Annotated in this window: 19 protein-coding genes; 6 read left to right on the top strand and 13 right to left on the bottom strand. The window is 46.1% G+C overall.

All coding sequences use genetic code 11. The features are described 5' to 3' along the window. Positions 1 to 23 precede the first annotated feature (23 nt). The 6 genes from KE626_RS23155 (at position 24) to KE626_RS23180 (ending at position 8,799) form a co-directional block, all read left to right on the top strand. A complete protein-coding gene (locus KE626_RS23155; protein WP_211975380.1) occupies positions 24 to 1,688 on the top strand; it encodes a RagB/SusD family nutrient uptake outer membrane protein in 1,665 nt (554 codons plus the stop codon). A 28-nt stretch (positions 1,689 to 1,716) separates the two neighbouring features. After that, positions 1,717 to 3,924 carry an alpha-galactosidase gene (locus tag KE626_RS23160; RefSeq protein WP_249207642.1) on the top strand — a complete coding sequence of 736 codons (2,208 nt, stop codon included), beginning with the start codon at positions 1,717 to 1,719 and terminating at the stop codon, positions 3,922 to 3,924. Between the two features lie 10 nt (positions 3,925 to 3,934). Continuing rightward, positions 3,935 to 4,978 (top strand): UDP-glucose--hexose-1-phosphate uridylyltransferase, encoded by a 1,044-nt coding sequence (locus KE626_RS23165; RefSeq protein ID WP_249207643.1) that lies wholly within the window; start codon positions 3,935 to 3,937, stop codon positions 4,976 to 4,978. A 133-nt stretch (positions 4,979 to 5,111) separates the two neighbouring features. Next, positions 5,112 to 6,128, top strand: coding sequence for a GntR family transcriptional regulator (locus KE626_RS23170; protein ID WP_211975381.1), 1,017 nt, complete (start codon positions 5,112 to 5,114; stop codon positions 6,126 to 6,128). Positions 6,129 to 6,372: 244 nt separating this feature from the next. Further along, the gene (locus KE626_RS23175) at positions 6,373 to 7,440 is read left to right on the top strand and encodes an SGNH/GDSL hydrolase family protein (protein ID WP_211975382.1); all 1,068 of its coding nucleotides are present in this window, start codon (positions 6,373 to 6,375) and stop codon (positions 7,438 to 7,440) included. Between the two features lie 93 nt (positions 7,441 to 7,533). After that, a complete protein-coding gene (locus KE626_RS23180; RefSeq protein ID WP_249207644.1) occupies positions 7,534 to 8,799 on the top strand; it encodes a glycoside hydrolase family 99 protein in 1,266 nt (421 codons plus the stop codon). A 62-nt stretch (positions 8,800 to 8,861) separates the two neighbouring features. Here the strand turns inward: KE626_RS23180 and KE626_RS23185 are convergent, their stop codons facing one another. The 13 genes from KE626_RS23185 to KE626_RS23245 all read right to left on the bottom strand — a co-directional run bounded on the left by KE626_RS23185 (position 8,862) and on the right by KE626_RS23245 (position 23,179). Continuing rightward, positions 8,862 to 10,136: a glycosyltransferase gene (locus tag KE626_RS23185; protein ID WP_211975384.1), complete on the bottom strand. Its 1,275-nt coding sequence runs from the start codon at positions 10,134 to 10,136 to the stop codon at positions 8,862 to 8,864. Positions 10,137 to 10,162: 26 nt separating this feature from the next. After that, positions 10,163 to 10,750: a class I SAM-dependent methyltransferase gene (locus tag KE626_RS23190; RefSeq protein WP_211975385.1), complete on the bottom strand. Its 588-nt coding sequence runs from the start codon at positions 10,748 to 10,750 to the stop codon at positions 10,163 to 10,165. Further along, positions 10,740 to 11,558 (bottom strand): galactosyltransferase-related protein, encoded by an 819-nt coding sequence (locus tag KE626_RS23195; RefSeq protein WP_211975386.1) that lies wholly within the window; start codon positions 11,556 to 11,558, stop codon positions 10,740 to 10,742. The genes KE626_RS23190 and KE626_RS23195 overlap by 11 nt, the downstream gene beginning before the upstream one ends. Before the next feature lie 10 nt (positions 11,559 to 11,568). Continuing rightward, positions 11,569 to 12,654, bottom strand: a complete 1,086-nt coding sequence (locus tag KE626_RS23200; RefSeq protein WP_211975387.1) for a glycoside hydrolase family protein — start codon at positions 12,652 to 12,654, stop codon at positions 11,569 to 11,571. 64 nt (positions 12,655 to 12,718) lie between these two features. Next, entirely contained in the window at positions 12,719 to 15,061 is a 2,343-nt protein-coding gene (locus KE626_RS23205; protein ID WP_211975388.1) for a carboxypeptidase-like regulatory domain-containing protein, read from the bottom strand. Then, the gene (locus KE626_RS23210) at positions 15,051 to 15,470 is read right to left on the bottom strand and encodes a DUF1573 domain-containing protein (RefSeq protein WP_211975389.1); all 420 of its coding nucleotides are present in this window, start codon (positions 15,468 to 15,470) and stop codon (positions 15,051 to 15,053) included. Before KE626_RS23210 ends, KE626_RS23205 begins: the two co-directional genes overlap by 11 nt. Beyond that, positions 15,460 to 16,665 (bottom strand): hypothetical protein, encoded by a 1,206-nt coding sequence (locus tag KE626_RS23215; RefSeq protein ID WP_211975390.1) that lies wholly within the window; start codon positions 16,663 to 16,665, stop codon positions 15,460 to 15,462. The genes KE626_RS23210 and KE626_RS23215 overlap by 11 nt, the downstream gene beginning before the upstream one ends. Before the next feature lie 86 nt (positions 16,666 to 16,751). After that, the gene (locus tag KE626_RS23220) at positions 16,752 to 16,952 is read right to left on the bottom strand and encodes a hypothetical protein (RefSeq protein ID WP_211975391.1); all 201 of its coding nucleotides are present in this window, start codon (positions 16,950 to 16,952) and stop codon (positions 16,752 to 16,754) included. 811 nt (positions 16,953 to 17,763) lie between these two features. Then, entirely contained in the window at positions 17,764 to 18,348 is a 585-nt protein-coding gene (locus KE626_RS23225; protein ID WP_211975392.1) for an RNA polymerase sigma factor, read from the bottom strand. Positions 18,349 to 18,439: 91 nt separating this feature from the next. Beyond that, the gene (locus KE626_RS23230) at positions 18,440 to 19,030 is read right to left on the bottom strand and encodes a hypothetical protein (protein ID WP_211975393.1); all 591 of its coding nucleotides are present in this window, start codon (positions 19,028 to 19,030) and stop codon (positions 18,440 to 18,442) included. 57 nt (positions 19,031 to 19,087) lie between these two features. Beyond that, on the bottom strand, positions 19,088 to 20,119 hold the full coding sequence (locus tag KE626_RS23235; protein ID WP_211975394.1) for a PorP/SprF family type IX secretion system membrane protein: 1,032 nt from the start codon (positions 20,117 to 20,119) through the stop codon (positions 19,088 to 19,090). Between the two features lie 33 nt (positions 20,120 to 20,152). Further along, positions 20,153 to 22,150, bottom strand: a complete 1,998-nt coding sequence (locus KE626_RS23240) for an OmpA family protein (protein WP_211975395.1) — start codon at positions 22,148 to 22,150, stop codon at positions 20,153 to 20,155. Positions 22,151 to 22,174: 24 nt separating this feature from the next. Beyond that, entirely contained in the window at positions 22,175 to 23,179 is a 1,005-nt protein-coding gene (locus KE626_RS23245) for a PorP/SprF family type IX secretion system membrane protein (RefSeq protein ID WP_211975396.1), read from the bottom strand. Positions 23,180 to 23,181: the final 2 nt, after the last annotated feature.

Genomic DNA, 23,181 nt, shown 5'->3' on the forward strand with positions numbered 1-23,181 from the left:
TTTATTATTTCAACTGTTAAGCAATGAAGACAAAACATATTTCACTGATCCTGGCAGCAGCGGGCCTTGCAGCGCTGGGAGCATGTAAAAAAGATTTCCTGGATACCACGCCTACCAGTATCATCACCGACGCGGCGGTATGGGGCGATTCCTCACTGGCTGAAGCCTACGTTACCGGGAGATATATCGGTGTGGGCGGTAACAACGACGGCGGCAAGCCGGGCTTTGGAAGGGCCTTTGAAGATGCCTGGATGAGCTCTGTAACAGACGAATCGATGGTGGTATGGGATAATAATACCTGGTTTGTACAACAAGGCGCCCTTACACCCGACAGAACAGGCTGGATGAGCGATACCTGGATCAGGAGCTACCGCAGCATCCGGGAAGTTAACTATGCGCTGGCCAACATCGACAAAGTACCGATGAGCAACTATGGAAAAGACCGGCTCAGGGGTGAGTTACATTTTATACGCGCCTACCGCTACCAGGACCTGATCCGTAATTTTGGTGATGTGCCTATTGTGGGCGACCGCGTATACAACCTGGAAGATACCAACTTCGATTCCCTGTATGTGCGTAAACCGGTACAGGAATGTATTCAATATGCCATCAGCGAACTGGATAACGCCGCTGCCCTGATGCAAAATAAAAGCTACCCGACCGGCCGCGGTTCCTATGAAGCAGCGCTGGCGCTGAAAGCGCGGTTGCTGTTATATGCAGCAAGCCCTTTATACACCAATAACGCCGGTACTACTGCCAAATGGGCTGCCGCCGCTGCTGCTGCCAAAGCAGTAATGGACCTGCACAAGTTTTCACTGTTTAATGATTATAAAACGTTATTCACCATCAGTGGAACTACGGAAGATATTTTTGAACGTGTATATTCTCCTACCAACGAACACACCAACCTGGAGCTGGTAAACGGCCCCAATGGCTATGGTGGCTGGGGTGGTAATACACCCATACAAAACCTGGTAGACGATTATGAAATGAAAGACGGTTCCCGCTTCGATTGGAATAATCCAGTGGAAAAAGCTAACCCTTATCAGAACAGGGATCCGCGTTTTTATGCCAGTATATTATATAACGGCGCCCCTTACAGAACCCGTACGGTGGAAACTTTTCTGCCTGGTGGTAAAGACAGCAAAGACGGTAACGGAAACTGGAATACCAGTCCTACCGGTTACTATGTAAGAAAATATATCAATGAAGGCAACCCGGTTGAAAACCCTAACCAAACGGCTTATCAGCCCTGGAAATATCTGCGGTATGCAGAAGTGCTGCTGAACTACGCAGAGGCGCAGAATGAAGCCGCAGGACCTGATCAGTCGGTGTACAAAGCGGTGAACGATATCCGCGCAAGAGCCGGAATGCCGCAGTTGCCGGCGGGGCTTTCGAAAGACAGTATGACCAGCCGTATCCGCAACGAGCGTCGTATTGAGCTGGCCTTTGAAGAACACCGGTATTTTGATGTGCGCAGGTGGAAGATAGCTGCTGTTACGGAAAATGTGCCCGGGTATGGCATATTGCCTGCCAAACAGGCCAATGGTACTATTGTATACAACAGGGTCATTGCGTTAGCCAACCGTAAGTTTGATGGTACCAATAACAAAAACTATTGGGTGCCGATTCCGCAATCGGAAATCAACGCATCCGGCAGAAAACTTCGTCAGAATGCGGGGTATTGAGACCCGTTATTGTTTTAAATTTTTTTTCATGATATCATTCATCCGTTTGAAATATGCCACCTGGTTATTTGTGATGGGTTGCTGCCGATACGCTGCCGCACAGGATTCCAGGCCGTTGATTATTCCTGTGGAATCAAAACACCAGGCGCTTGTGCTGCAGGCAGATGCCAAAGGACAATTGTCTGTTATCTACTTGGGCGCAAAGTTATCCACCAGTGAAGAGTACCGGAAGGTGCCGGCAGCTTATCAGCAAACAGAAGATTATTCTGAAGTATCCAATGCGGCCTATTCCACTGCAGGTACCAAAACCCTTTTTGAACCTGCTATTGCAGTGACCCATACCGATGGTAACAATGGACTCGATCTGCGCTATGTTAGCCACCAGGTAACGGCGCAGGGAGCGGATGTGGAAGAGATCAGCATCCTGTTGAAGGATCCTGTATACCCGTTTGAAGTAACACTGCATTATAAAGTATATAAAGCAACTGACGTAGTGGAACAATGGTCCGTGATCCGGCACATGGAAAAAGGCAATGTAACGCTGCAGAAATTTGCATCTGCCAATTTATACCTGAAGGCCTCCCGCTATTGGCTGAAACAGTATCATGGCGATTGGGCCAAAGAAATGCAACCCGAGGAATCGCAGCTGACGCATGGTATTAAAACCCTTGATTCCAAACTGGGCACCCGCGCCAACCTGTTCCAGCCGGCGGTGTTTATGGTATCGCTCGATCAGCCGGCTACGGAAGATGAAGGCCGCGTGTTATACGGCGCCGTTGAGTGGAGTGGTAATTTCCGGGTAGATCTTGAACTCGACAACCTGGATAACCTGCGTATTATAGCGGGTATCAATAATTATGCATCTCCCTATATTTTAACACCAAATACAGCTTTTGAAACCCCGCCTTTCCTGTATACTTTTTCTGACAAAGGGAAAGGAGATGCCAGCCGTAAACTGCAAAGATGGGCGAGGGATTATAAACTGCGGGATGGCAAAGGAGAACGGCTCACCCTATTGAATAACTGGGAAGCCACTTATTTTGACTTTGATGAAACGGCATTGAAAGGTTTGCTAAAGGATACGAAAGACCTGGGCGTAGACCTGTTCTTGCTCGACGACGGATGGTTTGGTAATAAATATCCACGCAACAGTGACCATGCAGGGTTGGGCGACTGGCAGGAGAACCGCAAAAAGCTCCCTCATGGTATTGGTGCACTGGATAGTATGGCGCAGCAAAACGGGGTGAAATTCGGTATCTGGATAGAGCCGGAAATGGTAAGCCCGCAAAGTGAGCTGAACATCCAACATCCGGATTGGGTACTAAGATTACCGGAACGACCGGAACATTATTTCCGTCACCAGCTGGTGCTGGACCTCAGTAATCCGAAAGTGCAGGATTTTGTTTTCCGGATCGTGGACTCCCTTTTTATCAAAGCGCCGAAGTTGTCCTATATCAAATGGGATTGCAATGCGGTGATCTATAATGCCTGGTCTGCCTACCAAAAGCAGCAGCAGTCGCAGTTGTACGTAGCATATGTAAGAGGCCTGTATAATGTGCTGGCAAGAGTACGGGCCAAATACCCGGCAGTGTCCATGATGCTTTGTTCCGGTGGCGGCGGTCGTGTGGACTATGGGGCGCTGCAATATTTTACCGAATACTGGCCCAGCGATAATACCGATCCGCTGGAAAGAATCTACATCCAATGGGAAAATTCTTACTTTTATCCCGCCATTGCGAGCGCTAATCATGTTACTGACTGGGGTAAACAGCCTATTAAGTTCAGGGTAGACGTAGCAATGATGGGCAAACTGGGTTTTGATATTGTAGTAAAAGATTTAAAAGAGAAAGACCGGGCTTTTTGCCGGGAGGTGATCGACAACTATAATATTTTGAAAGATGTGATCTGGCATGGTGACCAATTTCGCCTGGCAGATCCAAACCGGGGGAGCATAGCAGCTGTCATGTACCTGGATGAAAAGAGAGCAAAGGGAGTACTATTTAGCTACCTGGTAAATTACCGGTACGGACAGGGCAGTCCGTTGCCTATTCGTATGAAAGGATTAGATCCCGTAAAGAAATACCGCTTGAAAGAAATCAACCTTTATCCGGGCGAAGCCTCCACCATTGCGGAGGATGCCATATTTACCGGGGAGTTTTTAATGAATATCGGGTTTAACCCGCAGCTGAATCTGAAAAGAACCAGTGTAGTCGTGGAGTTTAAAGAAGTATCCTAATCATATATCTATGAATAATTTTCAGTTGGAAGAACATCCCCATCAACGTTTGAATATCTTAACCGGTGAATGGGTGCTGGTATCGCCACATCGTACCAAACGGCCATGGCAGGGAAAAGTAGAGAAAGTAAATAAAGAACCGCTGCCTGCTTATGATGCCGCTTGCTACCTCTGCCCGGGCAACAGCCGTATGGGAGGGGATGTGAATCCTGACTACAAAGCTCCTTTTGCTTTTACCAACGACTTTGGCGCACTCATGGCCGATACACCGGCAGGTGAAGTATTAACCGACAACTTATTACATGCCCGTGGTGTAAAAGGTACCTGCCGCGTTATTTGTTTTTCACCCCGCCACGATCTGACACTTCCTTTACTGGACACAGCAGATATCCGCAAGGTGATTACCTTATGGCTGGAAGAATACCGGCAACTGTCTGCCGACCCGGCGATAAAGTATATCCAGATTTTCGAAAACAAAGGCGACATCATGGGATGCAGTAATCCCCATCCGCACGGACAGATCTGGGCAACGAGTGATATACCCGCAGAACTGATTAAGGAAACATCTCACCAGAAAAAATATTATGATGCTACCGGCAAAAGCCTGCTGGAAAGCTATGTGACACTGGAACTGGAAAAGCAGGAGAGGATTGTTTGCGAAAATGAGCATTTTGTGGCGCTGGTACCTTTCTGGGCAGTATGGCCTTTCGAAACCATGATCGTCAGCAAGCGGCATGTACCGGATATGACCCATTTTACCGAAGCGGAGCATATGGCGCTGGCAGATATTTTAAAAAGATTGACCATCAAATATGATAATCTTTTTGAAACGTCTTTCCCTTATTCTGCCGGTATGCACCAGGCGCCGGTAAACGATGGCGCGCATCCGGAATGGCACTGGCATATGCATTTCTATCCTCCATTGCTGCGTTCAGCTTCCGTAAAAAAATTTATGGTAGGCTATGAATTACTGGCCAGTCCGCAGCGCGATATCACACCGGAGTGGGCTGCAAAGAAATTGCAGTCGCTGCCGGAAGCACACTATTCCCTGTAAAAATTTGTAAGTATAGAAAAAAGATAATAGCTTAGTAGGATAGCGTAGTACAGACCCGGTGAGTTTACAGTGAACAATCATTAACCTTAAAAAAAGAAGGCGCTCCTGCGGGAGCGCCGGCAATTTTCCATACATGCAGGACGTATACGAACAGATCCACGAGCTGGAAGGAATCCCAGGTTTATCCAAGCATGAGCAATTCGTTCATGGGATTATCAATGCCATCAATTCAAAATTGCTGTCAAAAGGGGATGCCTTGCCTTCCGTTAATAACCTGATCGGTGAACTTGGATTTGCAAGGGAAACAATTGCCAAAGGCTACAAGGAGCTGGTGGAAAGAGGTATCGTGGTATCGCGTAACCGGAAAGGATTTTTTGTAAGCAGCGATGATACCGGGCAGCAACTGAAGGTGGCATTGCTGTTGTTTGCATTTGATACCTTCCAGGAAACGTTCTATAAAACGTTCCGGGCCAACCTGGGAGAGAATATACAGCTGGACGTATTTTTTCATCATAATAACATCGAGGTTTTTGAGAGTATCGTTACAACGGTGAAAGGCCGTTACGGCATGTACGTGGTAGCGCCTATTCCGCATCCTAAAACGGCGGAAATCCTGAAGGTACTACCTATGGATAAGTTCCTGATGATTGACCGCTACGAGCCCATGAATGCTGACTACTCCTACATTGTACAGGAGTTCGGGGAATCGTCCTATAAAGCATTTACTACCTTAAAAGATACGATCCGGAAGTTTGATGAAATGATCTTTTATTACCGGCCGTCTACCGATACGCCGATTGAAATACTGAAAGCGTTTAAACGCTTTATCAAGGACAATAAGATCAACGGTGTGATTAAAACAGAATATGTACCCGGCACTGTTGCGAAAGGAAAAGTATATTATACTATCAATAATACGGAGTTGTGGGCTATCCTGAAAGATTGTGTGGGAAAGAAACTGACGTTGGGGAAAGATGTGGGTATCCTGTCTCACAATGATGATGTAGTAAAGGAAATTATCTGTAATGGTATTACCACCTATTCCACCGATTTTAAGCTGATGGCGGAAAAAGCCGCTGTTTTTGTACTGAACCGGGAGAAGATCCAGGAAGTGCTGCCCACGGTGCTTATCAGGAGAAAATCGTTGTAGACTGTTGCGGGTACAGTACTAATAGTCGCAGAAAGAAGCCGTCTCAATATGAATGTTGAGACGGTTTTTTTATTTTACATGATTAGAACGATTAATGGATAGTTTTTTTTAAAAAAAGTAACGTTAACAGTCCCGTTAATGCATTTATTAAGTCGTTTGTTAACCTGGTCCGCTTTTCTTTGTATGACTACTATTGCTGAGCATCCTGAAAACACCCGTTATCCGTCATCAACATCCCACGTATATGAAAAGAAAGATCTATTTGTTTGTACTATTGGCAGTTGCCTGTGTATCGGGTAGCTGCAGCAAATCGTATTTACCAGCGGAATCTTCTGCGGAGCCCGGCGATGGTAAGGCAAAAGTTAATATAGCCCTTGCCGTTACTCCCGGTGCACCGGGAGATCCTAATCTCCGGTATTTTGGCCGCTGGGATTTTAGCAATTCCAGCCAGTATAAAAGTTACTGGGGAGGCGCTTATGTCCGGATGAAATTTACCGGTACTACGGTAAAGATCAGGGTGGGTAACGCCACCAACTATTTTGCAAAAATTGACAACGGTCCCTGGGTGAGTTATCTGAATGCCAGCGGTACCATTAATTTAACGTCTGTGGCCTTATCGCCGGGTATGCATACGATAAGTGTGGCGCAAGGGAAGGATTATAATTACCTGTTCGGCTTCCAGGGGTTTGTACTTGATCCCGGCGCCACTACCAGTGTGCCTGCGGCATCCGGCCGGTTGATTGAGTGGATAGGGGATTCTATCACCGCCGGTTATACAGATGCGCAGGCCAATGTTTCCGGTTATCCGTGGGTATGTTCCGAACTGCTTGGTACGGAGCATACCCAGATTGCCTATCCGGGTATTACACTGGTAAGTGGATATGCCACGCAGGGCAGTATGGAGGTCCAGTATTTTAAATTGCAGAACTCTTCTTACACCAATTCTCCCGGCTGGGACTTTACACGGTACACGCCCAGGATCGTTGTAATCAATCTCGGTACAAATGATAATAACAAACAGGTGCCGGATGCACAGTTCCAAAGTGCCTATATCTCTTTCCTGGCTAATGTGCGTACTAAATTTCCACAGGCCGAGATCTTTGTGCTGAGAACTTTTATTGGCGTGAAAACCGTGCCTACTGCGGCTGCCGTTAATGCGAGGATCGCTGCGGGCGATAACAAACTGCACTACATCAACACCAGCGGCTGGCTTAGCACTGCCGACTATACGGATGGGTTGCACCCCAGCGTGGCCGGAAATATTAAGGCGGCTAACCTGATAAAACCAATCCTGGCGCCATACCTAAACTAAGGTGCAGTTACATTGTGCGATATCACATTTCTTTTTCACCAAATCTCAACCCACGTAGTTATGAAAACATCCTCTTTTCGAAATTTAACGTCTATGAATTGTTTAGCGCTGTTACTACTCCTGTCAGTGAGTTGTACAAAAAAGATGACACAGGAACCGGATACGGCTAGGCCTGCGTCTGTTCACCAGGCCAGCCTGGCCGCCTTCCCGGTATCGCCTGTTGGCGATGTGGTAGGCAAGCTGGTGGTAGGCTACCAGGGATGGTTTGCCTGCAAAAATGATAGCTCGCCGCGTAACAGCTGGGTACACTGGGGCAGCAGTCCCGGTGGCAATGCGCCATCTCCCGGCTATCAAACCTTTGAGCTCTGGCCGGATACGCGGGAGTACACCACTACTTTTGCTACCGGCTATGCGAACCTTGGGAACGGGCAGCCAGCGAAATTGTTTTCTTCCTGGACCCGGCAAACCGTTAATACGCATTTCCGCTGGATGCAGGAGTATGGTATTGACTGCGCCGCCATGCAGCGCTTTGGAAAAAGTGATGCACAAAAAGATGGTATTGCGCAAAGGGTAAGAGATGCAGCGCAAGCTTACAACAGGAAATTTTACGTGATGTATGACATCTCCGGATGGACAAATTTCCAGGCAGAAATAAAAACTGACTGGACTAACGTGATCGTAAACACGCTGCACCTGACCAGTTCCCCCGCTTATGCCAAACAAAACGGTAAGCCGGTGATCTGTATCTGGGGACCGGGCGTAAGTGGCCGCCCGGGTAATGTAACCTCGTGGCTGGATGTGATTAATTACTTTAAAAGCCAGGGGTGTTATGTAATAGTAGGCGGGCCGAGGGACTGGCGTGGGCAAACCGCTAACCTCCCGGCTTTTGATGCCTGTAACATGATAATGCCCTGGGCTACCGGCACTTTTTCCAATATTGCAGGCGCCAACAATTACGCCAGCGTGGTAGCAGCCGATTTTGCCTATTGCAATGCACATAATATCGATTACCAGGCGGAAGCCTTCCCGGGTTTTGCCTGGTCCAACTGGAAGGGTGGCGCTCCTAACCAGATACCACGTTTGCATGGTGACTTTATGTGGCAGCAGTTTGCCAACATCCGCAATGCAGGCGTGCCCAGTGTGTATGTAGGGATGTTTGATGAATATGATGAAGCTACCGCCATTGCCAAGGCGGCGGAAAATGCTTCGATGAAACCGACTAATCAATATCTCCTATCGCTCGATGCCGACGGGGTAGCGGTATCGGCCGATTTCTACCTGCGGCTGACGCGCGACGGTGCAAAAATGATCAAGGGGCAAACGGGCCTGGTATGGTCGCACCCAACGAGTCATCAGTGATAAGGGAGCGAGTTGTGTCTTTATAAAAATAACCGGCCCGGACATGTATCCGGTCCGGTTAATTATGCTTCCACCGGTTCTTCCTGTTCTACGATTTCATGAATCAGGCCCAGGTAGGCGTTCCCCATCTGCTCAAGACAGAAAGTCTCTTTCGCTCTGCGGTAGCCTGTTTCAGCGAGCTGCAATGCCAAACGCTTATCGCTTAACAGAAGATCCATGGCCAGGTATATATCTCCCGGATCCAGGTACCGGCTGCCTTTTTCATTATACCGGATGGGTACCTTTAAGCAATCTACCCGGTCATCAAACATTTCATCCAGTCCATCTACACCACTGACTATTAACGGTACCTGCCAAGATCTCATTTCAATAGCGGTGAAACTACATTGCTCCATAAGAGATGGTAACACCCCGATATCGGCTATGGCATACCATTTCATTACCCAATCCCTGGTCAGGTAATCGGTTAATGTTACTTTTGACCAATATGGCATAGCTGCTTTTATTACCTCGCCCAGTGTACCAGTGCCTGCCATTACTAACCTGGCGTCAGGATGTTTTGCCAGCAGCTTTTTAAATGCTGCTACCAATGGTATAACGCCTTTATTGGGCGCCACTCTTCCTGAGTAAAGTATGATTTTCTCGTGTGGGCCAATACCTAATTCCCGCCTGGTGGCCTCTTTGTCGATACCTGTTAACTCAGGCATTTTTATACCATTGTAAATGGTGATCAGTTTATCCGGCGGCACCTCGAGATGCCGGCTAAAAAAGTTTTGCGCATGATGGGTTACAGTAATGGTTTTATCGGAGCAATTGACAAGCTCAAGTTGATCGAGAGTGATGCTGAATGCTTCTCTTGAAAAATTGATATTACCGTTTTTCCATTCATTTGCAAAAATATCATCTGCTACATTCCTGTAATCCTTCCATAGCCAGCCATGATGAACATACATCACCTTACAGGGGTAGTAATCCCTGATATGATGAAGTAGCTGCAACTCGCCCAGGGAATTGAACCAACATACCATATTTTCCTTATTTCTTAAATATGGGTAAGATAGCTGGATAATTCTTTGTGCCAGTGACCGGTTAATTTTGGTATGTTCGTTGGCGAGGAATAACCCGTTTTCCGGACAGGGAATATAGATCATTTCAACCCCGTCCTGCTGCACAACTGTACATTCGCTGTATTTTTCGGTTTCGGTAAAAACAATTGTTATGCTGATGTCCGGACTCAGTTTCAAGTAGTTCAGGAGTTCGAACATATGGGTACCAATTCCGAAAAACCCCTGCATTCTGTCACAATAAAAAAGGACCAGGTTTATTTTTTTATTCATCGATGCTGGTTTTAGTACGTTTTTATTTACAGATCACTTCTTTCAAATACCATCAGGGAATTGCAGAACCACTGATAGTAGGCGCTCAGCCTCAGTTTATTTTTGCTCCGGATATTCTCTTTAAATCCATAAGTTTTCATTCGATTGATGACATATGAATTATTGCGGCAGTTTACGTGCCCGTCGCCATCCTGTCCTTCTACCGCCCAACTGAGGATAATCAATCCGGATGCGTTACTGGTAAGGTTTTCTATGAATACTGTTTCGAATGCTTCGGGGATATGTTCGCCTACTTCCAGGCAGAGAACACAGTCGGCAGGCGTTTCAAAGCGAACCGGTCTTGCAAGGTCCAGTACCGAACAGGCGGTACCGTCATTCAGTATTTTCATAGAAATAGCCGGGGTATTAGGGTTGCCGTCATACCCGGTAACATTGAAATTTTGTTGCCTAAGCTCCTTTACGTAATAGCCCGGACCGCATCCCAGATCGATGATCGTATTACACTGCTGCTGTTTTAGCAGGTCGGCAACAGCGTCACACAGGCGATGGTCAAAACAGTGTCCTTCCTGGTCGGTACTTTCCCAGAACCCGGTTTCATGTATGCTAAATGACATATGGTTGTTGTTTAAGCTGGTTTAATCCGGTAATCCATGACCATCCTGCTATTTCCTTCTCGAGCTGTGCTTTGGTCATGCCACATATTCTTAAATACTGGGTATAACTGTTTAATTCATGCGTGTCGTCCAGGAACCAGGAATTTTCAGCTCTTTCATGCCATAAATGATAGAGCCGGCCATCAGCACGATGTACCTGGTATCCCAGTTTCCTGATTCTTTTAATCCTTTCCGCATCATCATGGCCCCAGCCCCTGATATGTTCATTTTCAAGACCGCATTTGAGATAGGTTGACTTGCGGAAAACAAAGCAACCACCTACAGAATTACGGGTATTAATATGATAATAGCTGTTACCCTCTTTTAGTAAGCTAATATTCCTATGTCGGAGAAGTAATCGTTTGCTGTATATATCCAGATCGGTGAAGGTGCCATCGTATGGTAAAGAGAAATGTACGGTACCGGACCTGATATGGTTAATAGCGGAAAGCAATTGCTCCGGGGGAATAATCACGTCAGCATCGTACAGCACGCAAATTGGGGCTGTGGATAGGTTTATCAGCTGGTTGTTGATGGCGGTACGGGCAAAGAGTTTATCCGTGTTATACTGGAAAACGCAATTACATGCTGTAGTGATGTCCTTACTCAGCTTAGATACCTGGTCATTTTCGCATATGTAAATAGCAGTGGAAAAATATGATTGCAGGTAACTTACAATGTATGCCAGGTTTTCCAACCTGCTGGCACTGTCTATACGAATGGGAATAAGAAAGGCAACATCCTGCAGATCTGTAAGGGTATTGTTCATATAGAAAATATCAGTTGTTAATACCAAAAATTGATAGCCAGGAATAGTCGCCCGATTCAATGCTGTGTAGCGGCAAGGCCAGCGAGGGAACGCCATTCTCCAGACCGGTGCGGACCGCATTTACGCTGCGGTCAAATGGGAATATTTCTTTCATTGACCGCTTACCCAGGTTTGAATATAGCTGTTGGAAAAGTTTGTCGCTTTGTGTGACCGATGCAGCTCTTTTATACCGTACCGCCAGTTTTTTTGCAAACAACATTTGGAGCGGAGCGGCAATATCTACTGTTTCGAAGTTTGCGGCTTCAAATTTGTTAAACCAGGTATCGAGATGCAGTAGGAATGTTTCGCTGTTGATGAGATCACCAGGCAGGCCTGCAATTTCGGAAAGCACAAGATAGCCGGTTGCATCTGGCAACAGGTTGCCGCTTCCCACCAGCTTATCCATTAAAATATTGGCGAAGCGGATTAGCAGCGAGGCTGTTTCCGGCTCATAGATATTTTCTGCAGTAACGTTACAGAGAAAGCAGAGAATGCCAGGTAACCCGGTAAAAAAACTGGTATTCGTTACCGGTATATGTCCGCCCTGGTATAAGATCCAGATCTGTTCTACGCATGCAATTACCGCTTCTTTGTATTTTAGCATCATCAGTGGTGAAGAGGGTGAAGAAGAACGGATCCTGTGAAGGAAATAAAGCCCTAAACCACTCAGTCCTTCGGCGATACCAGCCTGTTTTAATGTGCCTCCATATACCAGCCCCAATAATTTAGGTTCTACCTCTTCGAGAAGGTCCGATACATTCTCCTGCAGGTACCCGGATGAAGCCAGGAACTCCAGCATAACGCCCATTCCAGAAAGGCCGTTGCCGAAGGTAAGCGGTGTAAATACGCTGGTTTGCAGCAGCATTTCCTCGAGGTGGGTATAGGCAATATGGTCAATCCAGTCAGCTTCAAACTTTGACCTGTTCAGGTATAAATACAATATGGCGGCTGACTTACCATTCAACAAACCAATGGTATCACTGAAACTTGTATTCAGAATAAGGTAGTTAATAAAGCGATGGCGGCAGGAGCGGTCTACGTCAATATCAATTTTCATGGTGCATAATATTTAAGCTGGAGAATGGATCTAATGCGAACCAGGTGGCTGGTTTGTCGTTGTTTTAATTTTTATTGATAATGAATTTCCGGGCATCTTCAACGGCCGACTTTCCTTTTACTTTTCTGTCGGCATACTTCCTGTCAAAATTAAAAGATATACCTGCACGGATATTCATCATATCATTGACAGCGTAAGATTTGAAAAGAGTATTTGTTGATTTGAGAGAAAATTTGTTAGTATACAGCACATCACTCCAGTTGAGAAACAAGCTGAAATTTTTCCGAACGGGCATGGAAAAGCCCATATCCAGCTGTCCGTATGGCCGGAGGGAAACGACATCAGTTAGCTTTTGACCGCTGATAAAATAGAATTCGGCGCTTATTGCCATTCCTTTTGTATTTGTATAGTAAACACCGGTATTAACAAAACCGGATAGGAAGGAAATATCGAAGGGGTACAGGCGATCGTTGTTGTTCCAGTGCTGGAATTGCATGATTGCATTGATAGCAGCATAGATATTTTCGCCAAAAGATTTATTGTAAGATCCACTCAGTACAAATTCGTTAGCTGTTTTCAGGTTAATAAGACGGTCGCCAACAAAATTTAAGCCGGCATCAAACAGGGAGTAGTGCATGATCTTATTTTCTGTATAGCTCCAGTATAGTGTAGTTGTTATATTTTTTAAAACTGGGAAGGAAGCCCCGACCTGGTGTGTGGAATAGGGCATTATGGATGCGTTACTGACTTTATCGGACAGGCCGTCCTTTGAATCGCCGGCAAACGCAAATGAGCCGGCATAAGGGGTACGGAAGGTTTTGTTATAGAAGAATGTCAGGTAATGATTATTTTTTGTTGCAATAGCGTATGTGATGGCCGGCAACAGGCTGGTAGCCCTGAAGGTATTTTGACGATCTGCACCCGCGTCTTTATTGTTATAGTGATAACCCACCACTTCAATGGAATAGGTCAGCATATTTCCCTTCCTGAAAGTATTTGTTCCTGACAGGTAGCTTCTGAATTGTGACTGGACGATGTTATTCACAAAGGAAGAATCGGTATTGGCACTACCTGGCAGATGATAGCGGTATTGTGTGCCTACCGGATTAGAAAGGCGGTTGTATGCTGTCCTGAATTTTATTAACCAGTTTTTTTTCCTGCTGCTGGTTATTTCTATTTTACCAAAATAGAAGCGCGCATTATTATCCTGGTTTGTCAGCTGGTTGCCGGAGACCGTATTGAAGGTATAATTGTTGTTGTTATTCAGTGTGTTGTTGGTGGCGGTGAGTCCGCCATTTACATCCATATTCAGTTTGCCGGAGTCCAATGATTTGGACAGATAAAGATTATGCGTAATCAGGAACAACCGGTTTTTATCGCAGGAGCCGCTATTGATCAGCTCATGCGCAGCAGAGGAGGTTGATTCACCGGAATTGCTGCTACGTTCCATTTTTAGTTCCTGTTGTATGCCGGCCGTAGTGGTGGGGGAAAGCGATGTTTCAAATAGTGCGTAAGATCCGGCGTACTGTTTTTTAGATTTATATGCAGACTTGTTGTCGAATCGCTCGGAAACGCCCTGCCGGTTTGAGTTGAAACTACCTTCAGTATAAGGTTTCCGGTTGTCGGTACCAGCTTCCGTGTAAATCTGTAAGCTGGAGTGGCTGCTTTGCAATTTAAAAGAAGGAGTGATGGCGCCAAACACCATTTTTCCGACAGTAATACTTCCATCAGCAGCAATACTGTAACCAGGTGAGTTGTTGGGTTTGAGAAATATGTGCATTTCAGCGGCGTTGTACTGAACCGTTACCCGCCTGATATCTTTTGCCGGCAACCGCAATAATTTTGCGTTATCTATTAAAATACCTGCAGAAGTATCGGAGGCGTGCAGATAAAGATGGCGGATAGCGTTGCCTCTTACGGAGATATCGTTTTCCATCACATATACCTCCGGTATAGAACGGATAATGCTGGCTGCCTTTAGCTGCGGAGCCAACATGGCTTTGCCGGGTATAAATTCAGTGAGGTCGCCCGCCTGCCGGATACTGGATTGGGTGACTGCATTTACGGTAACCGTATTCAGTAAGGTAGATTTCGGGTTCAAAACAATGTCTTCTATATTTTCGTTTGCAGGAATGGCCATCGTTTTTACATATACTTCAGCTGAAAAATGGGTTACCTTTAGGGTAACATGACCTTCTTTGCCGGCGTTGATACGAAAGCTGTAATATCCCGCTGAATCAGTGATATGGCAATTCCAGAGGGTATCATTTCCCATGGTGGAGACACAAATATTACAGCCTGCAACAGGTTTTCCCATATTGTCAACAACTCTTCCCTTTATCGCTACCTGTCCAAAATGGACCTGGCAGATCAACATCAGGAAAATTATCAACAGGCTACATCGCATTTCCGACAATTTTCAGGTTCTCTATTATATTGGAACTGGTATCCCTCACCGCTATTTCAACCAGGAATGCTCCCTTTTTACCCTGGGTGTTCAGGATAACCTTTAATGTATCTGCCACATTTCTTTTCAGTAATTTTGATTTATTGCCCGTCAATAATGTACAACCGCAGGATGGTTCAAAATTGATTGTCTGGGAAGTTTGCATCCGGTCATCACCTTTGAAATTAAAGTTTACAGGATATAAAGAATCGCTCTTTACTGTGCCCAGGTTATATTCTTTTGAAAAAAAGATAACCGGGTTAAATGACGCTGCTTTGAGCTTTTCGCTTACGGATTTCTTATGGAAGAAGTATCCGAAGCTGGCTAAAAGCATAATAACTGAGACGGCGAAGAGTATTTTATCTTTCATATTGTGCGATATAGAATTTTATGGAATCCTGGTTGAAGTATGCGGAGGCCTTGGGTTTACAAATGAATTTGGTATCGTCCAGGGGTAGTGAGATACCTTCTATTTCTTCCTGTAACGGAAGTGATCCGCGACAGCTCATATCATTACCGATGACCATCAGGTAGCATTTGCGGTATTGCGCAAATAGTTTGCCCCTTTCCGCCGTACTTACTGTATAGTCATACAACTTATTGTACTGTGCTGAATCCAGCCCCTGTGCATAGGAAACGAAGATGCCATTGCTGGTCATTTGCATGCCTGTTATTTGCGGGTTCTGACTGGTTAATGCTATAATATCTTTTGCTTTATTACTACGCTCCAGGCCACTGATGGTAGTATTAAAAAGATGTCTGAGGCTCCAGACGGAATCCTTTGAAATAGCGTGGTTTTTCAAGGAAAAAAAGTAAAGAAGGGTATCTGGTGAAACGGCCATTACACCTGCATTTTTTTCCTTGTTGTAATCGAAGAATACGGAAGATTGCCCCATATTTTTATGCGAGAATGAGGAAATATCGGGCAGTTTGCAGGTGGCATATTTCTTATCCCTGAATAAATACAGGGATATGGGAGATAGCTCTGCCACAGCATCTGTTTCCGAGTTGTATTTCGGTTTATCTTTTGAAAAAAGCTGCGATAACATAGCTGTGTCACCGCCGTCTGTATAAACTATTCCCATTTTATTATAAGCAGAATAGGCACCGGATATTTTACCGCAGAGGAACCGGTTGATCAGTTTTTGGCTTTGGATGTTATACACCAGTATTTCATTCCGATAGGTGGCATAGATGTTTCCGTGAAACAGCGCCACATTATACATACCTTCCTTACTATCCAGCGGGTTCAGGTATTGGCCAAAGTCAATTTTGTTTGAGATTGACCGGGAAATCATGTCATAAACAATCACTGTTTTAGCGCCACGTGCCGGCATAATTAATAACTGTTCTTTATTATCTGACAATGCAACGGGGATATATTCATTAAAGCCGCTCACTTTGTCTTTTAATACAAATGAGTCTACTATATTAAGCGTCGATTTTCTATCAATTGTAGCGCCATTGACAGTATGTTGCTCTGTATCCCATCCGCCTTTGCAGAATGCAAAGAGGCTGATGACGGTTAATATGAGAAATGATTTTGTGCGCAGGGTCCCATTCATTTTAAGCTATATTTTTAATGGCGAATCAGGGGAGTGGTGAAAATGAGGAATGCTTCCCTGACCGGGGAAGCATTCCTTCATCATCATTAGCTGATGCAGTAGCAAGTGCTGGCTGGTGCTGTACAGTCGCATGCGGGCGGAACGCCGATTACGATTGCACCCGGTTTTTTGGCGGTAGTAGCAATAGCTTGTGATTCAAAAGAAAAAGAGGTAATCAAACCTACTGACATTGCAGTTACAGCAGTTGCTACGCTGATTTTTTTCAGGGCATTTTTTTGTTTCAACATACGTGAAGTTTTTAATGATTAAGAAAAGAAAAAAAGACTTTGTCTTATATATTTTGCAGACAATAACCCGCTGTTCCGGTGGCGTTTACTCCAACGGTAAAAATGTGACGCAAAGAAATATCTTATCTATCTGGAACTGGTGGCATGTGACATACAATTGTTTCCAATAGAAGAAAATATGCTTCTAATCTGCCTGTTGGGCAGGTATATAAAGCGTTAAACAGAAGAGGCGAACATCACCTTCGACGGATCAGTTAATTTGTTGACTGGCTGAACATAAACGTAAAGGATTTAAGAAATTACAGGACTTCTTTTATTCCTGCTCATCAACGTGCTTATAATGTTATTGGCGCTGAGCAGGCCAAAGCGGGCTTCGTTACATGCTGTTGTTACAGCAGTAAATAGTGTCTCTACAGGTCATAGTTTAATGATTATGCGTTCACTGAATTGTCAGATTTTTTCATTGCTTATTATTTCAGTCCTGTAAAATTGATTGCAGGGGTTCGGAATAGTATTTTGGCATCAGTTCCAAATGGCTCGTCGATTTCGTCTTTTGGGTACTATTTCTTTTACCGGGTTACACAGGGTCGGGTTACACGGGCTGCATATCTAAGATAGATATTTTTTCTAAGAAAGATTTATTTCCGCAAGATTTTTTTTAAGGAGAACAATTTGTTTTCAGGAGAGGTAAGATTGTTTATTGTTTATGTCAAGATTGTTTATTTACCTGAGTATCATTTTCAGGGAAATGGATATGTCGGGGCCAGTTTAATGATAAAGTAACGGGCCCGGACGTATGCCTTTATTGTATTTATGCGGATACTAAACTTTCAACGCCTGCCTGTTTCCTTAAATTCATTAATGCATAGCGTACCCTTCCCAAAGCAGTATTGATGCTGATGCCCACGGTATGTGCTATTTCTTTATAACTCAGATCGGCATAGTAACGAAGTATCAGTGCCTCGCGTTGCTGGTCAGGCAGCCGATCCAGCATGACGTTGATTTCTTCGGTGATCTCTGCTTTGATCATCCGCTGTTCCTGGCTATGCTCTGATAGTTCCATGCTATCGCCCAGCTCGTCGTTGTAGCTAACAACTACCTGTGGCCAGGTATGTGCTTTTCTGAAATGACTGATGCACGCGTTGTGGGCGATTCTGACTGCCCAGGCGAGGAAGCGGCTGTTATCCACATAGTGGCCGGATTGTAGCGCGTTTACAATTTTTATAAATACTTCCTGGAAAATATCTTCTGCCAGGTTACGGTCTCTCACCAATAGTACAATGGTGGTGAAGATCCTGCTTTTGTGGCGGTGTACCAATGTGGTAAACGCCGGGTTGTTTCCTGAAATATACAGGCGGATTAACTCCTGGTCTGTAAGGTTACTATATAGGTTCATGCTGGTTTCGTATAATGTTGTCAATGGATTTTGAAATGGGGCCGCCTTCAAAAAGGCAGCCCTGTATATACTGGTGGTTGTATTAGCCAACCTAGTCCTTAAGATTTAAATATTTTTTTACCTGGCTGTAATCGTTCCAGTCAATACCCGCGGCTGATCTGGCGTTTACGCCACCTGGAATAATCACATACCGGTACTGGTAACGTTTGTCGGTAGCGGTGGTACTGATAGGTGCGTTGGCAATCAGGTCAATTTTACCGGCAGAAGCTACAAATCTCACGAGGTAGCCATATTCATCGACATATGGTAATGGCTGTACGAAGGAAGTAGCGGCAGTACCCAGGTTGATGTATACGTTGATAGATGCATTAGCTAATAACGGGGCAGTAAGTTTAGTGGCGGTAAGTGTATAGCCGAACAGGATGGTATTAATACTGCCATCCTGATTGCGGATGGTATCCACGGGTGCAAACTTAACGTCCTGCCAGGCGGAGTAGATCACATTGGCGCTGCCTGCAGCACCTGAATCGCCTTTAGGCCCGGTGGAGCCGGGAATACCTGCAGGTCCGGCCGGTCCGGCAGGGCCAGCGGGTCCCTGTGCCCCATCTTTGGAGCAGGCCGCAAAAAATAGTACAACAGCAGTGATGAATGCATAGGGCATAAAGCGTGTAACCTGTTTCATAATGACAATTGTTTGTTTTTTTTATTGATGAATGAAAAAATAAAAGAATGAATGTTGTTACCATACGTTCCGCGGGCAGGTGTCGCCGTACTTGTTGCCCAGCAGAAATCCGATCATGATTTCATGCGTACCTTTAGTAACGGTGTTTAAGGAAGATGCCGTATAGTCGTAAGCGTAACCGATGTTGAACTGCGAGCTGATGTTGACGCCAAACATGGCTGCCACCCCGTCATGCAGCCGGTAAGAGGCTCCCAGCCAGAGCCGGTCGCGGTACATAAAACGGGCGTTGATATCTATGCTCAGCGGCATGGCAGTAATCATTTTTAGCATTACTGAGGGCATCACATTGAGATCGTCGTTTATCCATAACCGGTAGCCCGTTGTAAAGAACAGGTGTGGCACCAGTTTACCGCTGTAAACAGAATCACCTACTACCTTTCCGTTATCGAACCCTATTTGCTGCGGAATAATATTCTGCACTGACAAGCCGGCGAAATAATCGGCGGAGTAAAGCCATAGTCCTGCATTGACCTCTGGTTTCCATTTGTTTAATACACCGGAACTACTGCCAAGCACAGGATCGGAAGGATCAAAGAAGGTTATTTTGCTGGCGTCGAGACTTACCTGCTGCATCCCTATCCCGATACCGGCGCTCACGCTGGTCCTGGGAGAAAGGTTGATATGATGCGCGTAGGCGCCTGTTACGGAAAACCGGTTCAGCGGCCCGGTTCTGTCGTTCAGGACAGTGATCCCCACACCGGGATGCGGAGCCGGCGTGGTATAGTCCTGCCAGTATGCCTTTCCCCGGGGATTGTTGCCTTCGGGGTCGAACCCGGTAGGAGAGGCGGTGCTGTAGTCCGATTTACGCAAAGGTCCCTGCAGGGTGAGGTAACTCGTTACCGGCGAGCCTTTCATACCTACCCACTGATGCCGGTGACTTAAACGCAGATCCCAGTAATTTTCAATGCCTGCCAGCGCCGGATTGAGAATAAATGGATTCATGATATACTGCGTATAATGTGGTTGTTGCTGCGCCTGTGCAAAATGCAGCAGCAGCGCAAACCATCCTGTGAGCACAATGTTTTTCATGGATCAGTAATTTTAGGTGAAACAGCCGGGCTGTTACTTTTTAATAATGGTAAAAGCAGTTCTCCTGTTTTTCTGTCTTCCTTCCGGGTTGTCGCTGCCATCTTCCAGTGTATTCGGTGCTACCGGTTGGGTAGCGCCATAACCTATATAAGTGAGTCGTTCCCGGTCAATACCTTTGCTCACCAGGTAATCCACACAGCTCTTGGCGCGGGCTTCAGACAGGCGCTGGTTTAGTTTTGCAGCACCTTTACTATCGGTATGTGCACTCAGTTCTATGTGCATTCCGGGATTGGCGCTGAGGAGATCGACCAGTTTATCTAACGAAGCATAGGAGGCTTCCTGTAAGGTGGCCTTGTTGAAATCGTAATACACATTTTCCAGCACTACCGGTGCTTCCGGCGTAATGATCTTCACCAGGCATAATACCGGTATGGTCATAGTGGTGGTGTCATCATTAGCCGGCAGGGTTACCTGTTGCGAATTTGTCGTATATCCTTCTGCGTTGGCAACCGCTTTCAGCGGCAGAAATTCAGGGATGCTAAAGGCGTAACTGCCATCCGCCCCGGTTTGCCGGGTAAATACCACTTTATTGCTGATGGTATCTATGATATTGACGGCAGCTCCGGCCAACGGAGTCTGGTTGTCGCACGACACCACCGTTCCACTGAGTTGTTTTAAAGGCCTGTTCTTGTGTACAAAAAATAATTCCAGGCAGCATTCTGCGGCACGGTCTGTACCCAGGAGTACTTCATCCAATAGATTTTTGTTGTTGCTCCTGCTGGTGAAATAGATATCATCCTTCACCGAATTCACCGGGTACCCCATATTTACAGGGGATTTCCAGTTACCAACATTTCCTTTGCTGGAGAAGAAATCATATCCGCCCATACCGATCCGGTTATCTGCCGAGAAGATCAGGGTGCCGGTAGCTGCGTGGTAAAACGGCGCCTGCTCATTACCCGTCGTGTTGATAACTTCACCCAGGTTGCCTGTTTGCAATGGCTTGCCATTTTCATCCAGCGTAGCATACCACAGGTCAAAACCGCCGTATCCGTCGGGCCTGTCACTGGCGTACAACAATGTTTTTCCATCTCCCAGCAGATACGGTTGCTGGGTATTATTACCTGCGGTGTTTATCATCGCATCCATGGGTACCGGATCGTTCCAGTGGTCCCCGTTTTTGCGGGCAATATAAATAGCGGATATTTTTTTGCCATGGTCTATATGCCAGCGGGTGAGCAACAATAGCTGGCCGTTGGGTGATAGACATGCGGCGCCCTGGTGCAGTCCTTCCGGCTGATCCAGCTGCAGCAAACGGATATTGGATACCTGTCCGGCGTTGTAATCGGCCGTATAGAGGCGATTGATATAGGTATGATTTTTCTGGAAAGAACTATCCGGCCTGGTAGAGGTGAAAACCAGGCTGCTGGTATTGCTCCACAACGGGGCATAGCTGGCGCCGGTGGTATTCAGCGCCGGTGGCGCTTTTATTACGCTGTACTCCGACAGGTCTTTTTTATGTAACTGCGTAGTGATAAATTCCAGGTTTTGCAATTCTCTTTTTGCGGCCTCAGTGAATTTATCGTTGGTGCTATGGTCGTGAAGGAAATTGCGGAACGCCTGGGTGGCTTCATCATATTTAGCCAACGCCCGCAGGGATACTGCGTAATAATAAGCCGCCAGCGGAAAACTGGTCTTGTCCAGTTCCATTACTGATTCGTAATGTGGTGCAGCTTTACCATAATTATGCAGGTTGCGGTAGCTCTCTGCCAGTTTGTAAACGGCCTGTTGCTCGCTGCTTACCTTTACTGTTTTATTTTTAGTGACGGATACCGCTGCATAGGGCTTATAGGTATCCGGTTTCACGGTTTTATTCCGGGAGCCGAGGTACTTTTCGTAATAGGTGGCAGCTGAATTGTAATCGGCTTTACTGTAGTATTGATCGGCTGCTTTCAGGTAGTTATACGTAAACTGCGCGTACGATGCCATAGCCGATAACAGCACTGCCGAGGTAAAGAATATTTTTTTCATGGGATACTGTTGCTTTAAAGTTGATTACAATCTTGGACAAACGAATTCCACATCAGGTGTTCTTACCGACCTGCGGCCGATGAACGTCAACGATATTTCAAAACTGTTGGAGCCGCGCGCCATTTTGCTGAGGTCGGATGTATTGATATCATAGCTGGCGCCCAGCATCATGTTTTTATAAATGAATCCCGCATGTGTGGTGATGGCATCTTTATACCGGTAGTTTAGTCCAAGCAGGAAATCAGTTCCGGGAGCGGCATTCAGCTGGCCATAAGCGCCGATCATTTTTTCCTGGGCAGGTCCCTGCTGCATAAAAAGGAAGTTAGGAGTAATACTCAGTATATCCGACAGGGTTAGTTTTACGCCACCGTGAACATTGAAACGCATCGGGAAGCGGGCATCACCTTTTGCACTGAACTGGTCCTGTGGTTTGGTGAGATGCATGACGGAGAAGCCACCATAGATATTGAATTTTTTCCCCGGGGTAGCGTCATAGTACAAGGCGCCGGCGCCGGCATCAAAGGAGGCGGCGGAGGTGCGTGTAAGCGCATCGGATACCGGGTTGCCGGGGTTATAACCGGTTACCGGATTCCATTGCTCTCCATAGGTTAGTTTGGAGGGGTCGAACCTGCGTTGTATCAGGCCGAGCTGCAATCCAAAGTTCAGCTGATGGTAGTGGGCCGCATCCAGTTTTACCCCGGTATAGGCTGCACTTACATAGGCGGTGGTATAGTTGTAACCGCCATCGCCGGCAGTTTGATTTAACACACTGGCGCCAATGTTGATATTACGGCTGGTAGGTATTTCCCCGCTGACGCCATACGTTTTAAACGGACTGATGTTACCCCACTGGGTGCGATAAATGGCCGCAATCCGGTAGTCTCCGTCAAATACGCCTGTCAGCGCAGGGTTTAACCACGACGGGTATACGTAATACTGCGAAAAGTGAGGATCTGCCTGTGCCATCAGCCGGGTGCCCGTGCATGTGGCGACTACAAAAAGGACCAGGGTTGCAATGATTGTTCTCATTT

Origin of the sequence: Chitinophaga hostae, assembly GCF_018224885.1 — a bacterium.
Taxonomy (GTDB): Bacteria; Bacteroidota; Bacteroidia; order Chitinophagales; family Chitinophagaceae; genus Chitinophaga; species Chitinophaga hostae.